An 18400-nucleotide genomic window follows, 5' to 3' on the forward strand; every position below is an offset into this window, starting at 1 on the left:
AAACAAAATAACTCATGCCAGCAGTTAAAATAAAACGCGCCAGTTCCACAGTGGATATGACGGCGATGTGCGATGTGGCGTTTCTGTTGCTGACGTTCTTTATCCTAACGGCTCAGTTTAGGTCTCAGGATGCTGCCGCTATTGAAACGCCTTCGTCCATCTCTGGAATCAAAGTCCCTGATAGTGACATTATGACTATCGGTCTTGGTCGGGATGGCAAAGTGTATTTCGGTATCGACAATGCGCAAAACCGTATTGCCATGCTGGATAACATTGCTGCCGCTAAAGGGCTTACCTTCACAAACAACGAGAAGAAGGAATTTTCGCTGATGTCGAACTTTGGATTACCAATTAACCAGTTGAAATCTTACCTGAATTTGCCCAAAGAGCAACAGGCTAAGGTAAAACAATCAGGTATTCCAACAGACTCGACGGGTGCAGGTCCAACAAACGAGTTGAAAGAATGGGTTTACAATGCCCGTAAGGCTAACAATGGTCTTCGAATTGCGCTGAAAGGTGATAACCTCGCCAAATTCCCCGAATTCAAGAACGTATTAGCTACGCTACAAGCACAGAATATCAATAAATTCAACCTGATTACGGGGACAGAAGCTCCTCCAGCAGGCTGGAAAGCTGATTAACTCGTAGCGATTGCAATTAAAATTCATTTTCACCACGAGAATCTGTTAAGAAAACATGGCAGAAATTAACACTGGCGGTGGTGGTGGTAAGCATGATGGTGGTAAGGTCAGGTCAAAAAAAGCGTCAACCCGCGTGGATATGACGCCCATGGTTGACCTGGGATTTCTCCTGATTACCTTTTTCATTCTCGCTACTACCCTGAGCAAGCCATCTTCGATGACGCTCAACGTGCCGGATAAAACACAAAAGGAAGAAACGGAGCCTATTAAGGCGTCCAACGTAATGACGATCTTTCTAGGGAAAGATAACAAGGCGCACTACATTTTCGGTAAAGCAGCTGGTGAAGACCCTGAAGTGAAAACCGTTGGCTATGGCTACGAGTTTCGGCAGGCACTCACAGAAAATGCGAAGAAGGTAGGTGGCGAAAAGTTTGTGGTAGTTATTAAACCAACCAAAGAATCAACCTACAAAAATATGGTTGACGTATTGGATGAAATGGCTATTACGAAGCTAAAGCGCTACGCCCTTGTGGACGCATTGACTCCCGATGAGAAAAAGCTTCTCAAAGACAAAGTAAAATTAGACATATAACACCATGGCACAAATCGATTCAAATGCAACACTCGATGATATCGTGTTTGCTAACCGACATAAAGCGTATGGTGCCTATGATTTACGGAAATCATACCCTAAGGCTGTAACCCGCGCCCTCATTATTGGTGGTGTACTCTTCACCCTTGGTGTGCTTTCTCCTACAATCATTAGTGCTTTAACTCCAGAGAAACAGGAGCAGGCAATGGTGGAAGTGGATTTGATGAAACTCCCTCCTCCACCTATTGATCCTAATGAGCCACCACCACCGCCACCACCACCGGTAGAATTACCGAAGGTGAACACGGTGAAGTTCTTGCCGCCCGAAGTAAAACCGGATGAGGAAGTACCGGAGGAAACGCCACCGCCAGCTGTTGAAGAACTGAAGGAAGCCGTAGCTGCCGAAAAAACGCAGGAAGGTGACCCAAATGCTGAAGAAGTTATTGCAGCTCCTGAAGCTACAGCCGCTCCAACCAAGGTAGAAGTTGCCGTTGAAGCTGCTCCGAAAGAAGAAGAAATCTTTACGGTAGTAGAACAACAGCCAGAATTTAGTGGTGGTATGGCAGCACTTGGCCAGTACCTAAGCAAAAACCTTCGGTACCCGGCTGCTGCACAACGGGCTAACGTTTCGGGCCGCGTATTCGTGAGCTTCGTAGTTAATACCGATGGTAGTATTCAGGACGTTCAAGTCTTGAAAGGGCTAGGATTTGGTACAGATGAAGAAGCACAACGTGTAGTGAAAGGCATGCCTAAATGGCGCCCTGGTAAACAATCAGGCCGTCCTGTTCGGGTAAAGTATAACCTGCCTATTAACTTTACGCTGGAATAATTCATCTATGCGCAGACAAAATAGTGGCCCAGCACGGCTAACGCTGTATATTTCAGTTTTGGCTTCGCTGGCATACATGGGAGGAGGCATCGCACTGATTGCCTCCTCTCAGTCTTTTGGGATGTTGCCTGAAACCGGACCATTTCGATATGGGATGGGAATACTGCTACTACTGTATGGAGCTTTCCGGGCTTATCGGGCTTATCTACGTTTTCAGGAAAATGAGTAATCGACTTCTTGCACTTCTGGCATTCGCAGTTGGCTTAATGAGCTGCGGCAATGGTAAACCACCTCTGGACAATCCATCGCAGGGTAGTATTGTTGTTGCTGCCGACGAATCCTTTCAACCCCTCGTAACGCAGTTGGTCTCGGCCTATTCTGGGATTTATCCGAATACTAATTTCAAAATTGTTTTTAAACCTGAGCAGGAAGCCATCAATATGATGCTTCAAGATAGTGCTCGGATTGTATTCACGACACGTGTATTGAAGCCTAATGAACGTGCGATCCTTGATCAGCGAAAAATAAAGGGAGCGACTGAAAAAATTGCTACTGATGGCGTAGCACTCATTATCAACAAAGCCAATACAGATAGCCTGATTACAATGGCGGATCTAAAACGTATTTTTAATGGGCAGCTAAAATTATGGGGGCAGCTCAAAGGCGGCAATCAAAATAGTCCTATTACATTGGTCTTTGATAATAACAATTCCAGTAATTTGGAGTTTGTATTAAAAACTTTTAATGTCAAGGACGTAAAGAACTTACGAATATTTACCACTCATTCAAACCGCGAGGTTATAGACTTTGTGCGTAAGAATCCGTCGGCGCTTGGTTTTATTGGTGTTAACTGGATTAGTGATAGTGATGAACCCCTTTCCGTTGAGTTGGCCCAGGACCTCCGTGTAATGGGTGTTTCGGATAAGGAAAATCCAACGAAACGGGATGACTATTTCCAACCCTTTCAGGAAGATTTAGGCATGCAGCGCTATCCCTTACGGCGACCTGTTTACATCTTAAGCCGCGAAACGCATCCAGGCTTAGGAGGAGGGCTAATTAATTATATAGCTCGGGATGCAGGTTCTCTAATCATTCGTAAATTGGGGCTTTGGCCCAGAACGCCATACGATCGGGTTATTAACCTGACAAAATGAGGAAGTTTTTTTGGTTTAATCGCAATTTTTTAGTTTTGTCAATTGTTTAATTAGCACATAACCTTTTTTTCATTTCCAACTTGAAGTACATGATGAACAACCAGAAGCAGTCGCTATTGACCATCCTGTTCGTTGGGGCGACCATGACGACTCCTTTAGTGGCGCAGGATCTCCAAACGGCCTTACAGGATGTTGAGGCTGAGCGATATACTAAGGCAGAACAAACGCTAACAAAATTAGCCACAAGTTCGCCCACGGCTGAAAATCAGTTTTACCTCGGTTATTATTACCTCAGAAGCGGTCAACCTGATAAAGCAAAGGCTATTTTTGAGAAAGGAGCCGCTGCCGATGCTAAAAACCAGTTAAATAACGTTGGTTTGGCTGGCGTTGCACTGGCAAAAAAAGACCGTAGCACAGCTAAATCGCTTATTGATAATGCTGTTGCACAAACTAAAAGCAAAGATGAGGCTGTCTTAATCCGAGCTGGCGAAATGTACACCTTGTCTGATCAGACAAATGACCCTGCAGAAGCACTTCGATTATTAACATTAGCTCAGGAAAAAGACAAAAAGGGGGAGCATAAGGATGAGATCGAAATGCTCATGGGTGATGCTTACTTCCTGAAAAATGATGGTGGTAACGCTATTACGAAGTATGAAAATGCATTGGCGGCTAAACCAACGTTGGCAGAGGCTAATTATAAAATTGGTCGTTTATACCTTCGTGGCAAAAATTACGCAAAAGCCCAGGAATTTTTTAAACTGGCTATTCAGAATGATCCCGAGTTTTCGCCTACCTATCGTGCTTATGCCGATGCATTAGCAAATTCAAGGGCATATAAAGCGGCTGCTACTAACTATGAGTTGTTTATCCAGAAAAGTGGCACAACCGATCCTGAATTGCTACTTGACGTTGCTCGTTACAAATTCTTAGCTCAGGATTACCAGGGCGCTGTTACTTACCTGGATCAGCTAAAAGGGAAAATAAACAACCCTATTATTGATCGGATGTACGGTTGGGCTTATTCTGCTTTAGGGAAGAATCAGGAAGCAGTTGAAGCGTTGAATCGTTTTATCTCGACAGCTCCTCAAAAAGTAATGGTTGATGACTATAAATACCTGGGTCGTGCACAAGCTAAACTCGGCACCCCCGAGGGCGATTCATTAGGTATCATGAACCTGGAAAAAGCCGCACCTCAGGATACAACCGAAAACTTGTATCGTGAGATTGCTAAGACGTATTACGACGATAAAAAATATGATAAGGCTGCCGAGTATTATGCCAAGACAATCAAGAACGACAAGAAGCCTCTGAACAATGATTACCTGTTCAATGGCTTAGCCAACTATCAATATGGCTTCCGGGTTGGGCGTGATACTACAGCTGCCCCAATGGATACGGCTCAGATTCGTATAGGACGCCAGACGTATTTCTTACGTGCTGATTCTGCCTTTGCTCAAATGGCACAACAGGTTGAAAAAACTGCTGGCGAAACGTATCCACTAGCCTACTACTACCGTGGTCAGTCAACGTACTATGCATATCCATCTGCGATATCGCTTTCAACGGGTGCAGCTGTCCCTTTTTACGAAAAGTTCATTGAGCTGGCAAATGCCGAAACGGATGCGGCAAAAAAACAGAGCTATCAGAAAAACCTGATAACATCTTATAAATTTTTAGCCTCTTATAATCTGGCTAAAAAGGATGATGCAAAAGCCAAGGAGTATTTTAACAAGGTACTGGAATTAGACCCGAATGATGCTGATGTGAAGAAAGCGTTGGAAGGTCCTAAACCAGCGGCTGCACCAGCAAAACCAGCGGCTACCCCTGCCACTAAGGCACCAGTAAAAAAGAAAGTAGCCGATAAATAACAGAAATTCTGACTTAAAAATAGAAAAGCGTAGGTTTGACACCTACGCTTTTTTCATTTCCTGGCATAAAGCGAGTGACTATCAATGAATATAGCTATTATTTTCCCGAGGGTATCGTAACTTTGCGGGCGCAATTTTTTTTCGACTACACGACACTACCCAGAGACGCCGATGCTTAACCTTGTACTGTTTGGCCCGCCAGGAGCCGGAAAAGGTACCCAAAGCGAAAAACTTATTCAGAAGTACAACTTAGTTCACTTATCAACGGGCGATTTGTTACGATCGCAAATTGCAGCCGGTACAGAACTAGGTCTTCGAGCCAAACAATTAATGGATCAAGGCTTATTAGTGCCCGATGAGGTAGTAATTGGCATGATTGAAAACAAACTACGCGAAAATCAGTCGGCACCAGGCTTTATTTTCGATGGCTTTCCGCGCACTGTTCTTCAGGCAGAAGCCCTTGATCAATTGCTTAGCCATTATCAGGCACCCATTGCAACTATGATTGCGTTGGTTGTTAATGATGAGGAGCTGATTCGACGCTTACTAAAACGAGGTGAAACATCTGGCCGTCCTGATGACAGAGACGAGGCAACTGCTCGCCGACGTGTAAGTGTTTACAATAAAGAAACAATGCCCGTAGCTGACTATTATAGTCAACAGGGAAAATTCGCAGCTATCGACGGCATAGGTAATATTGACGATATTTTTCAAGCAATTTGCCAAAAAATTGAGGAGTCGGTAGCGAGGTAAAGGATAGTTATGGCTTCATCAAATTTTATTGATTACGTAAAAATAAACTGTCGTTCAGGGGCCGGAGGGGCTGGATCTGTCCACTTTCGCCGTGAAAAACACGTCCCTAAAGGTGGACCTGACGGGGGTGACGGCGGACGAGGTGGCCATATTATTCTTCGTGGAAATTCCCAGCTATGGACCCTTCTGCACCTTAAATACCGTAAACATGTTAAGGCGGGCAATGGTGTAGCAGGCGAAGGGGGACGACGAACCGGAGCTGAAGGCGAGGACGTTATTTTAGAAGTACCCCTTGGCACTATTGCTCGTAATCCAGAATCAAGCACTAAACTTGCTGAAATCACGGAAGAGGGGCAGGAGATTATTCTGTTTCCGGGTGGAAGAGGTGGTCTCGGCAACGATCATTTCAAGTCATCGACGCAACAGGCTCCCTATTACTCTCAAACGGGAGAGCCAGGTAGAGAAGAGTGGGTCATATTAGAGCTAAAACTATTAGCTGATGTGGGCTTAGTTGGTTTCCCTAATGCGGGCAAATCAACCCTTTTATCCGTCTTATCCGCTGCCAGACCTGAAATTGCAGATTACCCGTTTACAACCCTTGTTCCTAATTTAGGGGTCGTAGCTTATAGGGATTATAAGTCATTTGTGATGGCCGATATTCCCGGTATAATCGAAGGAGCATCGCAGGGTAAAGGCTTAGGATTACGATTTCTACGACACATTGAACGTAATTCGATACTGCTATTTTTAATCCCAGCCACTAGCGAAGATATTTGGCAGGAGTATAACACACTATTGAACGAGTTACGCGAGTTTAATCCGGAACTGATGGATAAAACTCGTATTCTAGCCATTACCAAGATTGATCTGGTCGATGACGACGCTTTAGCACAAATCAAAAATAGTGTGCCCAAAAAAGTACCTGTTACCTATATTTCCTCGGTTAGTCAACGAGGTTTGGATGAGTTAAAAGATATTATTTGGCAAAATCTGACGACTGTTGAGCCAGTATGATAGGCTAATGTTGGTCTATCTGTTATCCGTCAGTTCGGCTGGTCGCGTTTTCACTTATTATGAACTATTTTCTCAAGGTTTACGGTACAGTGCTTTTACTTCTGATATCTCTATCGGTAAAGGCGCAACTTCAGGTTTCATTCCCCACAACCCGAGCCATTCTTCAGCGAAATAATTCTAATCAGGCTACCATCCGAATTACTGGATATTACACATCCTCTGTCACACGAATTGAAGCCCGACTACAGGCTCGAGATGGCGTGGGCACGTCAACAGATTGGCAAGTTATCCAGAATACCCCAGCAGGTGGAGTCTTTGCCGGTGATCTGACAGGAACCGGTGGCTGGTATAATCTCGATGTCAGAGGAATGAATGGTGACCAACAGGTAGGTACTATAACGACTGTTGAACGCGTAGGAATCGGTGAAGTATTTATTGTGGCGGGCCAGTCTAACGGGCAAGGCGTGCACCAGAATTCGCCTAACCCCAGGAATGATCTTGTCAATTGTGTGAATTATTTATATCCTAGTAATGGCTTCCCAAATGATCCCCCAGCACCCGTTTTTACATTATTAGATAATACAACAGACTTTACAATTGCCCCGAGAGGAGTAGGTAGCTGGTGTTGGGGACAGCTAGGTGATATTTTAGCCAAACGTCTAAAAGTACCCATTTTATTTTTTAACGCAGCCTTTTCGGGAACAGCCGTCAGAAACTGGCGTGAAAGTGCACCTGAAGGAGGTACAGCTTATGGGGTTTATAATGGAGATCCTTACCCAGGACGTCAACCCTATATCAATCTTAAGATTTCGCTGCAATTTTATGCAAATATGCTTGGCCTGCGAGCCGTACTTTGGCATCAGGGTGAGGCAGACAACTTAATTAATACATCAACCAGTTCTTACGTTAACGATCTGAAAACCGTAATCAACCAGGCTCGTCAGGATTACAATAAGAATATGGCTTGGGTTGTAGCACGGGTTAGTTATGGCGATTTTATTGGAGGTATTGATGAGGCTATTATTGCAGCTCAAAACCAAGTGATTAGCTCTACGCCAAACGTATTTGCAGGACCTAACAGCGATATAATTCAAGTTCCCCGAAAACGTGCTCCCCTTAATGATCCCGAAGGTTTACACTTCGATTATGATGGCCTTGTTGACATAGCGAATGCCTGGAATAACAGTTTAACTGATTCATTTTTCCAAAGTGCCCCCCCCATAAGTGCGTCCCCATCCCCTACAATATCCGTTGCCTGTGCTAGCAATAACACACTTACACTGACTGTCAATGGGAATTATCCAACTGTACAATGGGAATCGGGAGAATCAGGTAGTACAATCACTAAAGGCGCAGGTATCTATCGAGCTAAAATTAAAGATGGTTTAGGTAATACATTTTACTCTAGCCAGGTACGTGTATCGGATGCGCCCGTAGCTTCAGTGGTAGACAATCGCCCTCCATCCGTATGTATTGGTAGTAGTTTAGGCTTGACGGCTAACTATGATAATGTTATATGGTTGAATCAACAAACGAATACAACCGTTGCCACCACACGTACACTTTCTACGACGACGGCAGGGGCCTATTATATTCGTTATCGAGACGTAAGTGGCTGCGATTTTACGTCTAATACGCTAAATGTTACAGTCAATTCGTTGCCAGCTACACCTGCCATTACAAATGATAAGCCCACTACTTTTTGCCAGGGTGATAATACAGCCTTAAGAGCGAGTAGCGATAATGTTCAATATAACTGGAGCGACGGCCAGAAAAATAAAGTAGTGACTATTGGATCTTCTGGTTCTTATTTCCTGACCGTGACCGACCAAAATGGCTGTACATCTGCTACGTCTAATACGGTTGCAGTTACAGCCAATCCAGTACCCGCTAAACCCGTTATTTCAACTAATGGCCCTACAACCTTCTGCGCAGACCGGACAATTACCCTAACAGCTCCGCAAGAAGTAGCTTATCAATGGACCAACGGGCAGACGAGTCAAAGTATCACATTGAATCAATCAGGAGATTTTGCCGTTCGCACTCAGAATCAGTTTGGCTGTACATCTGAGCAGTCTGCTATCATTACACTTAAAGTAAACCCTTTGCCAGATGTACCGACTATCTCACCACTCGGAGCAACTACATTTTGTGATGGTAATCGTGTGTCCTTGATAGCAAATAGTCCATTTGATGTAGTTTGGTCAAGCGGACAAACCAACAAATCCATTACGATTGGCACATCAGGGAATTATGCGGTACAGGCTCAGGATCAAAATGGTTGCCTATCTTCCTATTCACCCATAATTGTTGTTAAAGTCAACCCCCTGCCCACTACGCCAGTCATACTAGCGAACCCATCTCCTATTATCTGCGAAGGTAGTCAGGCTACATTGCGCGTAGACGGTCCTTATACGGTTTTCTGGAGTACGGGGGATTCAACACAACGAATTACAACAGCAAATGCAGGAACTTACTCAGCTAAAGTACGAGATGTGAATGGATGTGTTTCGGCACAATCTGGCTCAATAACGGTAGAGTTAAGACCAATTCCACCGCCACCAACTGTGAATATTATTGGTACCTATACCCTTGAGGCAGTTAGCTCAACGAATGGTACACTATTTCGCTGGCGTCGTGATAATGATTCGCTCGCCGTTCAATCGGCGACTATTAAAGCCAACCAGTCAGGTACTTATACCGCCCGTTCTTCTATTATTTATTCGCAAACGTTAACCTGTTTTTCTCTTCCATCGGCTCCCGTTTCGTTTACCATTGATGTAAATAATAAAGGCCTAAGCGTTTACCCGAACCCAAATCCTGATAAAATTTTAATCGTAGAGACCCGCGAGAATCTAACTAATGCTGTGCTCACAATTTATACGCTGACTGGTCAGGTAGTACTAACAACCAGCGTTCCTTCCTTCGACGACCGGAAACAGCTAACACTAACAGGCATGCCATCGGGGTCCTATATTTTACGTGTTCAGGCTGCAGACTTCGATGTTTCCAAGCGAATTATCCTAGGATTGTAATATTAATCCTAGGATAACCGTTCAATCATAGAAACTAGCTTTAAATTTGCATTTTACCGGGATAGTAAATTCTGGCAGATGAACTGCTGAGCGCTTAGTAAGAGCGGTCTGGTTTTTGCATGAGTTATTGGTTAAGGTCAACACCACCACTAACAGAAAAGGGAGAGTTATTGATAGATACCAAATGAACAACAATTATTTTCTAGTATGTCTGCTAACGTTGGGGCTGGTTGCTGTTAGCTCAAGAACCACTGCCCAGACTAGCAGTCAAGTACTCAAAATTACCTACCCAGAAAGTAGGGCAATATTTCAACGTGAAAATGATAATACCAGCACAATCTATTTGTCAGGTAGCATTTATCAACCCATTGATAGTGTTCAGGCACGAGTTCAGGCAGAAGAAAATGGGCAGGGTTTAAATACGGAATGGGTTACTATTCAGCGAAATCCACAAGGTGGAATTTTCCAAGGTTCAGTGCGCGCAAAAGGAGGATGGTATCGCCTAGAAGTACAGGCATTTGTTGGCGGTAAAGCGGTTGGTACAGACGTTGTTCGTAAAGTTGGTATTGGCGAAGTCTTTATTATAACTGGCCAGTCGAACGCACAGGGCTTTCAGAATTATGGCGCTTTGGGAGCAGCTGATGATCGGGTTAACTGCGTATCGTATGATAACATTACGGCTAACTCACTTGCTGACCCTCCAGCTCCAACCTTTCAACAGCTTAGTGCTACATCAATTATTGGGCCACGTGGGCAGAGTGCCTGGTGTTGGGGCGTTTTGGGTGATCTGATTGTGAAGCAGTACGGCGTTCCGGTTTTGTTTATCAATACTGCCTGGTCAGCAACAATTATTAAAAACTGGCATGACAGCGCTGATGGCCTACTTGCTAAAAATATTTTTGCGATTGGCACTCCCGACGAAAACTTTCCGGTTGGCATGCCCTATGCTAATCTAGTAATTGCCCTTCGCTACTATTGCTCTCTTCAGGGTCTACGTGCAGTGTTATGGCAACAGGGCGAAACAGATAATGTACCCCTACATTCCAGCCGAAAAGACTATGCGGATAATATGCAATACATAGTCAATAAAACCCGTGCGGATACAGAGCGTTACCCAGCCTGGGTTCTGGCAAGATCATCGTATAATGATGGGCAGGTAAGTCAGGATATTATTCAAGCACAGAACGATGTTATAAACACCTATAACAACAATGTTTTTGCTGGCCCATTTACTGATAACATTCAAATTCCCCGTTTTGATATTGTTCACTTCGGTAACCGGTCAACAAACAATCCAGGAGATAAAGGCCTGAATGATTTAGCACAAGCTTGGTTTTCTAGCCTGAACGCTGTTTTTTTTGCCAGTTCAAGGCCACTGCCACCTTTACCTCAGCCAGCCATTGCCGTTACTTGTGGTACATCCAATAGTAACCTGACCCTAAGTCTACCCGGATCGTACAAATCCTATACATGGAATTCTGGCCAGACAACACAGACAATTACGGTTAACCAACCGGGACTTTATAGAGCCGTGTTGAAAGATAGAAACGGGAATACGTATCTGTCGCCTGCTATTGAGGTACAAAGCCCAATTCAGCCAGCAACCCCAACTATTTCATTAGCCAGTCAGCCAGGGAAAGTAGTTGATAATCAGCAGCAAATCTGTGCGGACTCAACGTTATCACTCATTGCCAATACGTCTGCAAACAGTACAGGTTTATGGAGTCTGAGCACGACAAGTACCCTTAGCAAAACGATTGCCTTGACAAAATCCGGCAACTATTCTTTACAGGCTGTTAATGTATATGGTTGTAAATCTGTTCAACCAGCAATTGTTAGCCTAACGGTACGGCCCAAGGTTCCCACACCCAGTATTGAACAAATTGGTGCCTATAGTTTACAGGCCGTGCTTCCTACACCAACAGGTGGCCAACCTGATTTATTCGATTGGCGACGAGCTGGTGGAGAAGTAATTCCGCAAACCAGTGCTGTTGTAAAAGTGGTTGTATCCGCTAACTATTCGGCTCGTGCCAAAACAACATTTACACTTTCTAATGGGAATAATCTAACCTGCTACTCAGACTACAGTGCCCCTAAGGCATTTACATTTGACCGATCAAACGGGGGGCTGAGTATTTACCCAAACCCATCAACAACGGGGACCATTACGATTGAAACGATTGAAAACCTGAAGAACGCAGATGTTGACGTGTTCTCGTTGAGCGGGCAAAAACTCTTCTCAACTCAGGTTCCAATTCTCGATGAACGTAAATCCATTGACCTCTCGGGTCTGTCACAAGGCATTTATTTGGTTCGGGTTCGTTCGGCGGGTTTTGATGTTTCCCGACGGATTATTATTAATCGATAATTAATTCCACGCATTTTACACCAAAAGCCTTTCGGTACCGAAAGGCTTTTGGTGTTTTCTACTGGTTTAGTCTCTGTATCAGGCATTGGTTAAACAAGCCATTGTCGTATCTTTGAGTCATATTTAGTGTAGAGTAACGTAGACTCGCTATCGTGAGTCTATTGGTTTTATCGCTACATTTGCGCCGGTCTTCTCAACTCATTGTATGAACACAACTTATGTTCCGGCTGATTATTTGCCGGTGCTTATTCAGCTTGGTTTAGCTATTGGTTTCATCGTGGCAACCATGATTGCTACCCATGCTCTTGGGCCAAAACGTCATAGCCAGAAAAAAGATGATCCATTCGAATGTGGTATCCCAGTACAGGGAGATGCACGCACCCCAATATCTATTAAGTATTTTCTGATTGCGATCCTATTCGTCCTGTTCGATGTGGAGGTGATCTTTTTATATCCCTGGGCAGTTAATTTTAAGGGCTTGGGCATGACCGGATTTGTTGAAATGGTCCTGTTTATGGGTTTACTCCTGGCAGGCTTCTATTACATCATCCGCAAGGGTATTCTCAAGTGGGAATAGGCCCTAACAAATGAATTTTAGAGCATATTTATTCGTTGTTATACTAACTAACTACAACCGCAACGGCGGACCGTGTTTTTTATGGCAGCAGACATTAAATTGGCCGAAGCCCCCGCGAGTTATGATGGCCCAGGTTTCTCGGCTACTTCGTTTGATAAAATAATTGGGCTGGCTCGGGCAAATTCGCTCTGGCCCCTGCCGTTTGCAACCTCATGCTGTGGTATTGAATTTATGTCAACCATGGCCTCACACTACGATTTAGGCCGCTTTGGTGCTGAACGCCCCAGCTTCTCTCCACGTCAGGCAGATATGTTGCTTGTGGCAGGCACCATTGCCAAAAAGATGGGCCCTATTGTAAAGCAAGTCTATCTACAGATGGCCGAACCTCGCTGGGTTATTGCCATTGGTGCCTGTGCTTCTAGTGGAGGCATTTTCGATACTTATAGTGTTTTGCAGGGCATTGATCGCATTATTCCGGTTGACGTATACGTACCGGGTTGCCCTCCTCGCCCAGAACAGATTCTGGATGGTGTACTTGCAGTACAGGAACTGGCAAAGAATGAGTCACTACGCCGGCGCAATACCGAAGAGTATCAGAAATTACTGAGTTCCTATAGTATTCAATAAATGGAAGATTGGTAAATGCATCTATACGACCAGAGTCGACTATAGCATCTACCAATTTACTTATCACTCACTCACTCATTGACGATGCTGACCAACGAAGAAGTTGCGCAGACAATTATTAACCAGTTTGGCGAGGCTGTTACAGACTTTGATGATCCGTATGACCTGCTAACCTGCTCAACCAGCCGCGATCAGATCATTCTTTTGGTAACGTACCTGAAAGGTCATCAGACGTTACAATTTGGCTTCCTGACAGATATTACCGCGATTCATTACCCTGACTCGACTGGTAAGGAGTTCTGTGTAGTCTATCATTTACACAGTTTGACCAATAATTTCCGCTTACGGATCAAGGTCTATCTTACTGCCGATGATGTGCATATACCAACGATGGTATCTCTATTCGCCAGTGCGAACTGGATGGAGCGAGAAACGTTCGATCTGTTTGGTATTATCTTCGACGGGCATCCTGACTTACGTCGGATTTTGAATATGGAGGAAATGGATTATCATCCCATGCGTAAAGAGTATCCGCTCGAAGACGGTACACGGGAAGATAAAATTGATGCATTGTTTGGACGATAACAACTAGCGAAAGAGCGAACGAGTGAAAGCACGGAAATCCATTTGCCAGCCACTCTTTCACTCATTCGCTCTTTCGCTCTTTATATTATGGTTTCTGAAGAACTAGACATAGCGAATAAAAATCTGCCTGCCGAGCAAGGCCCGGTTCAGTATGTTAATGAGCTAACAACGCTTAACCTCGGTCCCACTCACCCCGCTACACACGGGATTTTCCAGAACATCCTGCAAATGGATGGGGAGAAAATCGTGTCGGGCGAGCAAACAATTGGGTATATCCACCGGGCATTTGAGAAGATTGCCGAGCGACGACCATTCTACCAGATCACGACGCTTACCGACCGGATGAACTATTGTTCGTCACCCATTAATAACATGGGCTGGCACATGACCGTCGAGAAATTGCTGGGTATCGATATTCCAAAACGAGCCCAGTATATCCGAGTAATTATGATGGAGTTGGCTCGTTTGGCCGATCACCTCATTTGTAACGGTATTCTGGGTGTTGACACCGGTGCTTTTACCGGCTTCCTCTATATCTATCAGGAACGGGAGAACATCTATGAAATCTACGAAGAAGTTTGTGGTGCTCGACTAACCACAAATATGGGTCGTATTGGTGGCATGGAGCGTGATCTCTCCCCTACTGCCATTCGCAAAATCAATGAATTGCTGGTTCGTTTCCCCAAAGTACTGGCTGAGTTCGAAAACCTCTTCAACCGTAACCGGATTTTCATGGACCGTGTTATTGGGGTGGGTGGCATTTCGGCAGAACGTGCTTTGAGTTACGGATTTACGGGCCCTAACCTCCGGGCGGCTGGCGTGGATTATGATGTACGCGTTATGAACCCGTATTCCTCGTACCAGGATTTTGAATTCGACATTCCAGTTGGTCAAAGTGGTGATACTTACGACCGCTTCATGGTTCGGAACGAGGAAATGTGGCAGAGTTTGCGCATCATCAAGCAGGCAATGGATAATCTGCCGCAAGGACCCTACTACGCCGACGCCCCCCAGTACTATCTGCCTCCTAAACAGGAAGTCTATAAAAACATGGAAGCCCTTATCTATCACTTCAAGATTGTGATGGGTGAAATAGACGCTCCCGTCGGCGAAGTCTATCATGCTGTTGAAGGTGGTAATGGTGAGTTAGGGTTCTACCTGATTAGTGATGGTGGCCGTGCTCCTTATCGGTTGCACTTCCGCCGTCCATGTTTTATTTATTATCAGGCATATCCTGAAATGTGCAAAGGCCTGACCTTATCAGATGCCATTGTGATTATGAGTAGCATGAATGTAATTGCTGGCGAACTGGATGCGTAAATCCTGCCGAAACGTATGATAACAGACAATAACTCCGCCGTACAATTCACGCCCGAACGATTAGCAAAAGCAAAGGAAATTATTGCCCGCTATCCCGAAGGAAAACAGAAATCAGCCCTATTACCCCTCTTGCATGTATTGCAGGAGCAGGAAGGCTGGACCAGTCCCGAAGGTATGGATTATGTAGCAAGAATGCTTGATATTCAACCCATTGAGGTTTACGAAGTGGCGTCGTTCTACACTATGTATCACCTCAATCCGGTTGGCAAGCATGTTATTGAATATTGCCGAACGGGCCCTTGCTGCTTAATGGGGGGCGAAGAAGTATACGCCCATCTGAAACAGCGACTTGGCATTGATACGGGTCAAACGACCGTTGATGGGCAGTTCACCCTTAAAGAAGTAGAATGCCTTGCTGCTTGTGGTATGGGTCCCGTATTTCAGATTCGGGAGAAATATTACATGCACCTCACCAACGAGCGCGTGGACGAAATCATTGACGAACTGTCGAAATAACCTCCCCCCATGGCTACCAAAATTTTAACTGAACATATCAACGTTCCCGGCATTGAAACCTTCGATGTATACCGGAAGCAAGGCGGCTATACCGCTGTTGAGAAGGCAATAAAGACAATGACTCCCGAGTCTATTGTCGAAGAAGTAAAAAAAGCGGGGGTGCGCGGCCGGGGTGGCGCGGGCTTCCCGATGGGTATGAAGTGGAGCTTTCTGGCTAAGCCAGAGGGTGTTCCCCGTTACCTGGTCTGTAATGCTGATGAATCGGAACCCGGTACATTTAAGGACCACTATCTGATGAAGAACATTCCCCACTTACTTATTGAGGGAATGATTATTTCATCGTTCGCATTAGGTGCCAACAAGTCGTTCATCTATGTGCGGGGTGAGTTAATGTATGTGATTCATATCCTTGAAAAAGCCATTGCTGAAGCAAAAGCAAAAGGATTTCTGGGTAAGAATATTCTGGGCTCTGGTTACGACCTTGAGCTGGTCGTACAACCAGGTGGAGGAGCTTATATCTGTGGCGAAGAAACCGCTCTGCTCGAATCATTAGAAGGTAAACGCGGCAATCCACGGAACAAACCGCCGTTCCCAGCCGTAAAAGGCTTATATCAAAGTCCAACAGTTGTTAACAATGTTGAATCCATTGCCACAACAGCCTGGATAGTGAATAATGGCGGAGAGGCTTACGCCGGTATCGGTATCGGGCGTAGCACGGGTACGAAGTTAATTTCAGCTTCAGGCCACATCAATAAACCCGGTGTGTATGAAATTGAACTCGGCGTTCCAGTTGAAGACTTTATTTATGCCGATGAGTGGTGCGGAGGTATTCGTCCGGGCCATAAGTTCAAGGCACTGGTAGCGGGAGGATCATCAGTGCCCATTTTACCAGCTAACTTAGCGTTGACACTGGCTAATGGCGAAAAGCGTTTGATGTCTTACGAGTCACTTTCGGATGGTGGTTTCGCAACAGGCACTATGCTTGGCTCGGGTGGTTTTATACTTTTCGATGAAACATCCTGCATTGTTCGGAACACCTGGAACTTCTCACGCTTCTACCATCACGAATCCTGTGGACAATGTAGTCCCTGCCGTGAAGGAACGGGCTGGATGGAGAAAGTTCTGCATCGTATTGAATACGGTCACGGCCATCAGCAGGATATTGATCTGCTAGTTGACGTAGCCAAAAAGATCGAAGGAAATACAATTTGCCCGCTCGGCGACGCAGCGGCCTGGCCCGTTGCCAGTGCAATTCGGCACTTCCGGGATGAGTTCCAATGGCACATCGACCACCCGTCCGAAGCAACTCAACCGGGTGCGGTCTATCGGGGAGAAATGGCATTGGTATAATGTAACGCGGCCGGAAAGCCGTGCAATACTTAATTGACCTGTGGCTTTCCAGCCGCACTACGATATATGGAAGACGTAAAGCCGCAATTACTTAAAGTCACGATTGACGGAATTGAAGTTGAAGTCGAGCCGGGTACAACCATTTTGCAGGCCGCTCGTAAAATTGGACCAGCAGTTGCTCCTCCGGCTATGTGTTACTATCAGCCACTAAAAGGTAGTGGCGGTAAATGCCGGGCTTGTTTGGTGCGTGTTGCAGCGGGGTCAGCTAAAGATCCTCGCCCGATGCCCAAACTGGTGGCTTCCTGTCTGACAGCTGTGCAGGATGGTATGATTGTCGAAAACGAAACCAGCCCACAGGTTATTGACGCCCGAAATGGTGTAGTTGAGTTCTTGTTGCTCAATCACCCGCTCGATTGCCCCGTTTGTGATCAGGCTGGCGAGTGCGATCTCCAGAACTTTGCGTTTGACCACGGCAAATCCACAACTCGTTACGAAGAAGACCGTCGGACGTTCGAGAAGAAGGACATTGGTCCCTATATTCAGTTGCACATGACGCGTTGCATTCTGTGCTATCGTTGTGTGTACACGGCTGATCAAATCACCAACAAGCGCGTTCACGGTGTATTGGGCCGGGGTGATGCCTCTGAAATTGGTACCTACATCGAAAAAGCGATTGACAATGATTTCTCGGGCAACGTCATTGACGTATGCCCGGTTGGTGCATTGACGGATAAAACCTATCGGTTCAAAAATCGGGTGTGGTTTTCTAAACCCGTTGACGCACATCGTGATTGCCCAACCTGCTCGGGGAAAGTTACACTTTGGTACCGGGGCGAAGATGTAATTCGGGTAACGGCCCGTAAGAATGAGTGGAGCGAAGTACTGGAGTTCATCTGCAATACCTGCCGGTTTGACATGAAGAAAACTAGTGATTGGACAATTGAAGGCCCAACGAAGATCTCCCGGAGTTCGGTTATTTCGGCTAACAAATATCGGGCTGATACCATAAAACCAAGCTTTGGCCAACGTTTAGCCGCTGCCGAATATAAGTCTATTCATGATGAGCGGGATACGTCGCAATTGGGTATTAAACAATTAGCCCCAGAACGTTTTGCGAAGGTATTGCCATCAGCTTTGGACCCAGAACCTTGAGAAATTAATCAGGTAT

Annotated in this window: 17 protein-coding genes; all 17 read left to right on the top strand. The window is 45.3% G+C overall.

Translation table 11 applies throughout. The features are described from left to right. The first annotated feature begins 14 nt into the window (after positions 1-14). The 17 genes from EXU85_RS33735 (at position 15) to EXU85_RS33815 (ending at position 18384) form a co-directional block, all read left to right on the top strand. The gene (locus EXU85_RS33735; protein WP_142776285.1) at positions 15-641 is read left to right on the top strand and encodes a biopolymer transporter ExbD; all 627 of its coding nucleotides are present in this window, start codon (positions 15-17) and stop codon (positions 639-641) included. A 55-nt stretch (positions 642-696) separates the two neighbouring features. Further along, on the top strand, positions 697-1233 hold the full coding sequence (locus EXU85_RS33740; protein ID WP_142776286.1) for a biopolymer transporter ExbD: 537 nt from the start codon (positions 697-699) through the stop codon (positions 1231-1233). A gap of 4 nt (positions 1234-1237) precedes the next feature. Next, a complete protein-coding gene (locus EXU85_RS33745) occupies positions 1238-2062 on the top strand; it encodes an energy transducer TonB (protein ID WP_142776287.1) in 825 nt (274 codons plus the stop codon). A 7-nt stretch (positions 2063-2069) separates the two neighbouring features. Continuing rightward, complete coding sequence (locus EXU85_RS33750; protein WP_142776288.1) at positions 2070-2291, top strand: hypothetical protein; 222 nt, start codon at positions 2070-2072, stop codon at positions 2289-2291. Next, complete coding sequence (locus EXU85_RS33755; RefSeq protein WP_142776289.1) at positions 2284-3216, top strand: PstS family phosphate ABC transporter substrate-binding protein; 933 nt, start codon at positions 2284-2286, stop codon at positions 3214-3216. The genes EXU85_RS33750 and EXU85_RS33755 overlap by 8 nt, the downstream gene beginning before the upstream one ends. 89 nt (positions 3217-3305) lie before the next feature. After that, on the top strand, positions 3306-5087 hold the full coding sequence (locus EXU85_RS33760) for a tetratricopeptide repeat protein (protein WP_142776290.1): 1782 nt from the start codon (positions 3306-3308) through the stop codon (positions 5085-5087). A 171-nt stretch (positions 5088-5258) separates the two neighbouring features. Continuing rightward, a complete protein-coding gene (locus EXU85_RS33765; RefSeq protein ID WP_142776291.1) occupies positions 5259-5840 on the top strand; it encodes an adenylate kinase in 582 nt (193 codons plus the stop codon). Between the two features lie 9 nt (positions 5841-5849). After that, on the top strand, positions 5850-6854 hold the full coding sequence (obgE, locus tag EXU85_RS33770; protein ID WP_142776292.1) for a GTPase ObgE: 1005 nt from the start codon (positions 5850-5852) through the stop codon (positions 6852-6854). A gap of 59 nt (positions 6855-6913) precedes the next feature. Next, entirely contained in the window at positions 6914-9889 is a 2976-nt protein-coding gene (locus EXU85_RS33775) for a sialate O-acetylesterase (RefSeq protein ID WP_142776293.1), read from the top strand. A 184-nt stretch (positions 9890-10073) separates the two neighbouring features. Beyond that, the gene (locus tag EXU85_RS33780; RefSeq protein ID WP_142776294.1) at positions 10074-12257 is read left to right on the top strand and encodes a T9SS type A sorting domain-containing protein; all 2184 of its coding nucleotides are present in this window, start codon (positions 10074-10076) and stop codon (positions 12255-12257) included. A 205-nt stretch (positions 12258-12462) separates the two neighbouring features. Then, a complete protein-coding gene (locus EXU85_RS33785; protein ID WP_142776295.1) occupies positions 12463-12834 on the top strand; it encodes an NADH-quinone oxidoreductase subunit A in 372 nt (123 codons plus the stop codon). Between the two features lie 81 nt (positions 12835-12915). Next, positions 12916-13461: an NADH-quinone oxidoreductase subunit B gene (locus EXU85_RS33790; RefSeq protein WP_142776296.1), complete on the top strand. Its 546-nt coding sequence runs from the start codon at positions 12916-12918 to the stop codon at positions 13459-13461. A gap of 84 nt (positions 13462-13545) precedes the next feature. Then, the gene (locus EXU85_RS33795) at positions 13546-14046 is read left to right on the top strand and encodes an NADH-quinone oxidoreductase subunit C (protein ID WP_142776297.1); all 501 of its coding nucleotides are present in this window, start codon (positions 13546-13548) and stop codon (positions 14044-14046) included. Positions 14047-14133: 87 nt separating this feature from the next. Further along, on the top strand, positions 14134-15366 hold the full coding sequence (nuoD, locus tag EXU85_RS33800; protein WP_142776298.1) for an NADH dehydrogenase (quinone) subunit D: 1233 nt from the start codon (positions 14134-14136) through the stop codon (positions 15364-15366). Between the two features lie 15 nt (positions 15367-15381). Beyond that, entirely contained in the window at positions 15382-15882 is a 501-nt protein-coding gene (nuoE, locus tag EXU85_RS33805) for an NAD(P)H-dependent oxidoreductase subunit E (RefSeq protein ID WP_142776299.1), read from the top strand. 9 nt (positions 15883-15891) lie between these two features. Next, a complete protein-coding gene (nuoF, locus tag EXU85_RS33810) occupies positions 15892-17232 on the top strand; it encodes an NADH-quinone oxidoreductase subunit NuoF (RefSeq protein WP_142776300.1) in 1341 nt (446 codons plus the stop codon). A gap of 66 nt (positions 17233-17298) precedes the next feature. Further along, positions 17299-18384, top strand: a complete 1086-nt coding sequence (locus EXU85_RS33815; protein WP_142776301.1) for a 2Fe-2S iron-sulfur cluster-binding protein — start codon at positions 17299-17301, stop codon at positions 18382-18384. Positions 18385-18400 lie beyond the last annotated feature (16 nt).

Origin of the sequence: Spirosoma sp. KCTC 42546 (genome assembly GCF_006965485.1) — a bacterium.
In the GTDB taxonomy this organism is placed as follows: domain Bacteria; phylum Bacteroidota; class Bacteroidia; order Cytophagales; family Spirosomataceae; genus Spirosoma.

Excerpts from the sequence above, each read along its gene's own strand:
- EXU85_RS33735 (WP_142776285.1), top strand. The coding sequence starts at position 15 with ATGCCAGCAGTTAAAATAAAACGCGCCAGTTCCACAGTGGATATGACG.
- EXU85_RS33740 (WP_142776286.1), top strand. The coding sequence starts at position 697 with ATGGCAGAAATTAACACTGGCGGTGGTGGTGGTAAGCATGATGGTGGT.
- EXU85_RS33745 (WP_142776287.1), top strand. The coding sequence starts at position 1,238 with ATGGCACAAATCGATTCAAATGCAACACTCGATGATATCGTGTTTGCT.
- EXU85_RS33750 (WP_142776288.1), top strand. The coding sequence starts at position 2,070 with ATGCGCAGACAAAATAGTGGCCCAGCACGGCTAACGCTGTATATTTCA.
- EXU85_RS33755 (WP_142776289.1), top strand. The coding sequence starts at position 2,284 with ATGAGTAATCGACTTCTTGCACTTCTGGCATTCGCAGTTGGCTTAATG.
- EXU85_RS33760 (WP_142776290.1), top strand. The coding sequence starts at position 3,306 with ATGATGAACAACCAGAAGCAGTCGCTATTGACCATCCTGTTCGTTGGG.
- EXU85_RS33765 (WP_142776291.1), top strand. The coding sequence starts at position 5,259 with ATGCTTAACCTTGTACTGTTTGGCCCGCCAGGAGCCGGAAAAGGTACC.
- obgE (WP_142776292.1), top strand. The coding sequence starts at position 5,850 with ATGGCTTCATCAAATTTTATTGATTACGTAAAAATAAACTGTCGTTCA.
- EXU85_RS33775 (WP_142776293.1), top strand. The coding sequence starts at position 6,914 with ATGAACTATTTTCTCAAGGTTTACGGTACAGTGCTTTTACTTCTGATA.
- EXU85_RS33780 (WP_142776294.1), top strand. The coding sequence starts at position 10,074 with ATGAACAACAATTATTTTCTAGTATGTCTGCTAACGTTGGGGCTGGTT.
- EXU85_RS33785 (WP_142776295.1), top strand. The coding sequence starts at position 12,463 with ATGAACACAACTTATGTTCCGGCTGATTATTTGCCGGTGCTTATTCAG.
- EXU85_RS33790 (WP_142776296.1), top strand. The coding sequence starts at position 12,916 with ATGGCAGCAGACATTAAATTGGCCGAAGCCCCCGCGAGTTATGATGGC.
- EXU85_RS33795 (WP_142776297.1), top strand. The coding sequence starts at position 13,546 with ATGCTGACCAACGAAGAAGTTGCGCAGACAATTATTAACCAGTTTGGC.
- nuoD (WP_142776298.1), top strand. The coding sequence starts at position 14,134 with ATGGTTTCTGAAGAACTAGACATAGCGAATAAAAATCTGCCTGCCGAG.
- nuoE (WP_142776299.1), top strand. The coding sequence starts at position 15,382 with ATGATAACAGACAATAACTCCGCCGTACAATTCACGCCCGAACGATTA.
- nuoF (WP_142776300.1), top strand. The coding sequence starts at position 15,892 with ATGGCTACCAAAATTTTAACTGAACATATCAACGTTCCCGGCATTGAA.
- EXU85_RS33815 (WP_142776301.1), top strand. The coding sequence starts at position 17,299 with ATGGAAGACGTAAAGCCGCAATTACTTAAAGTCACGATTGACGGAATT.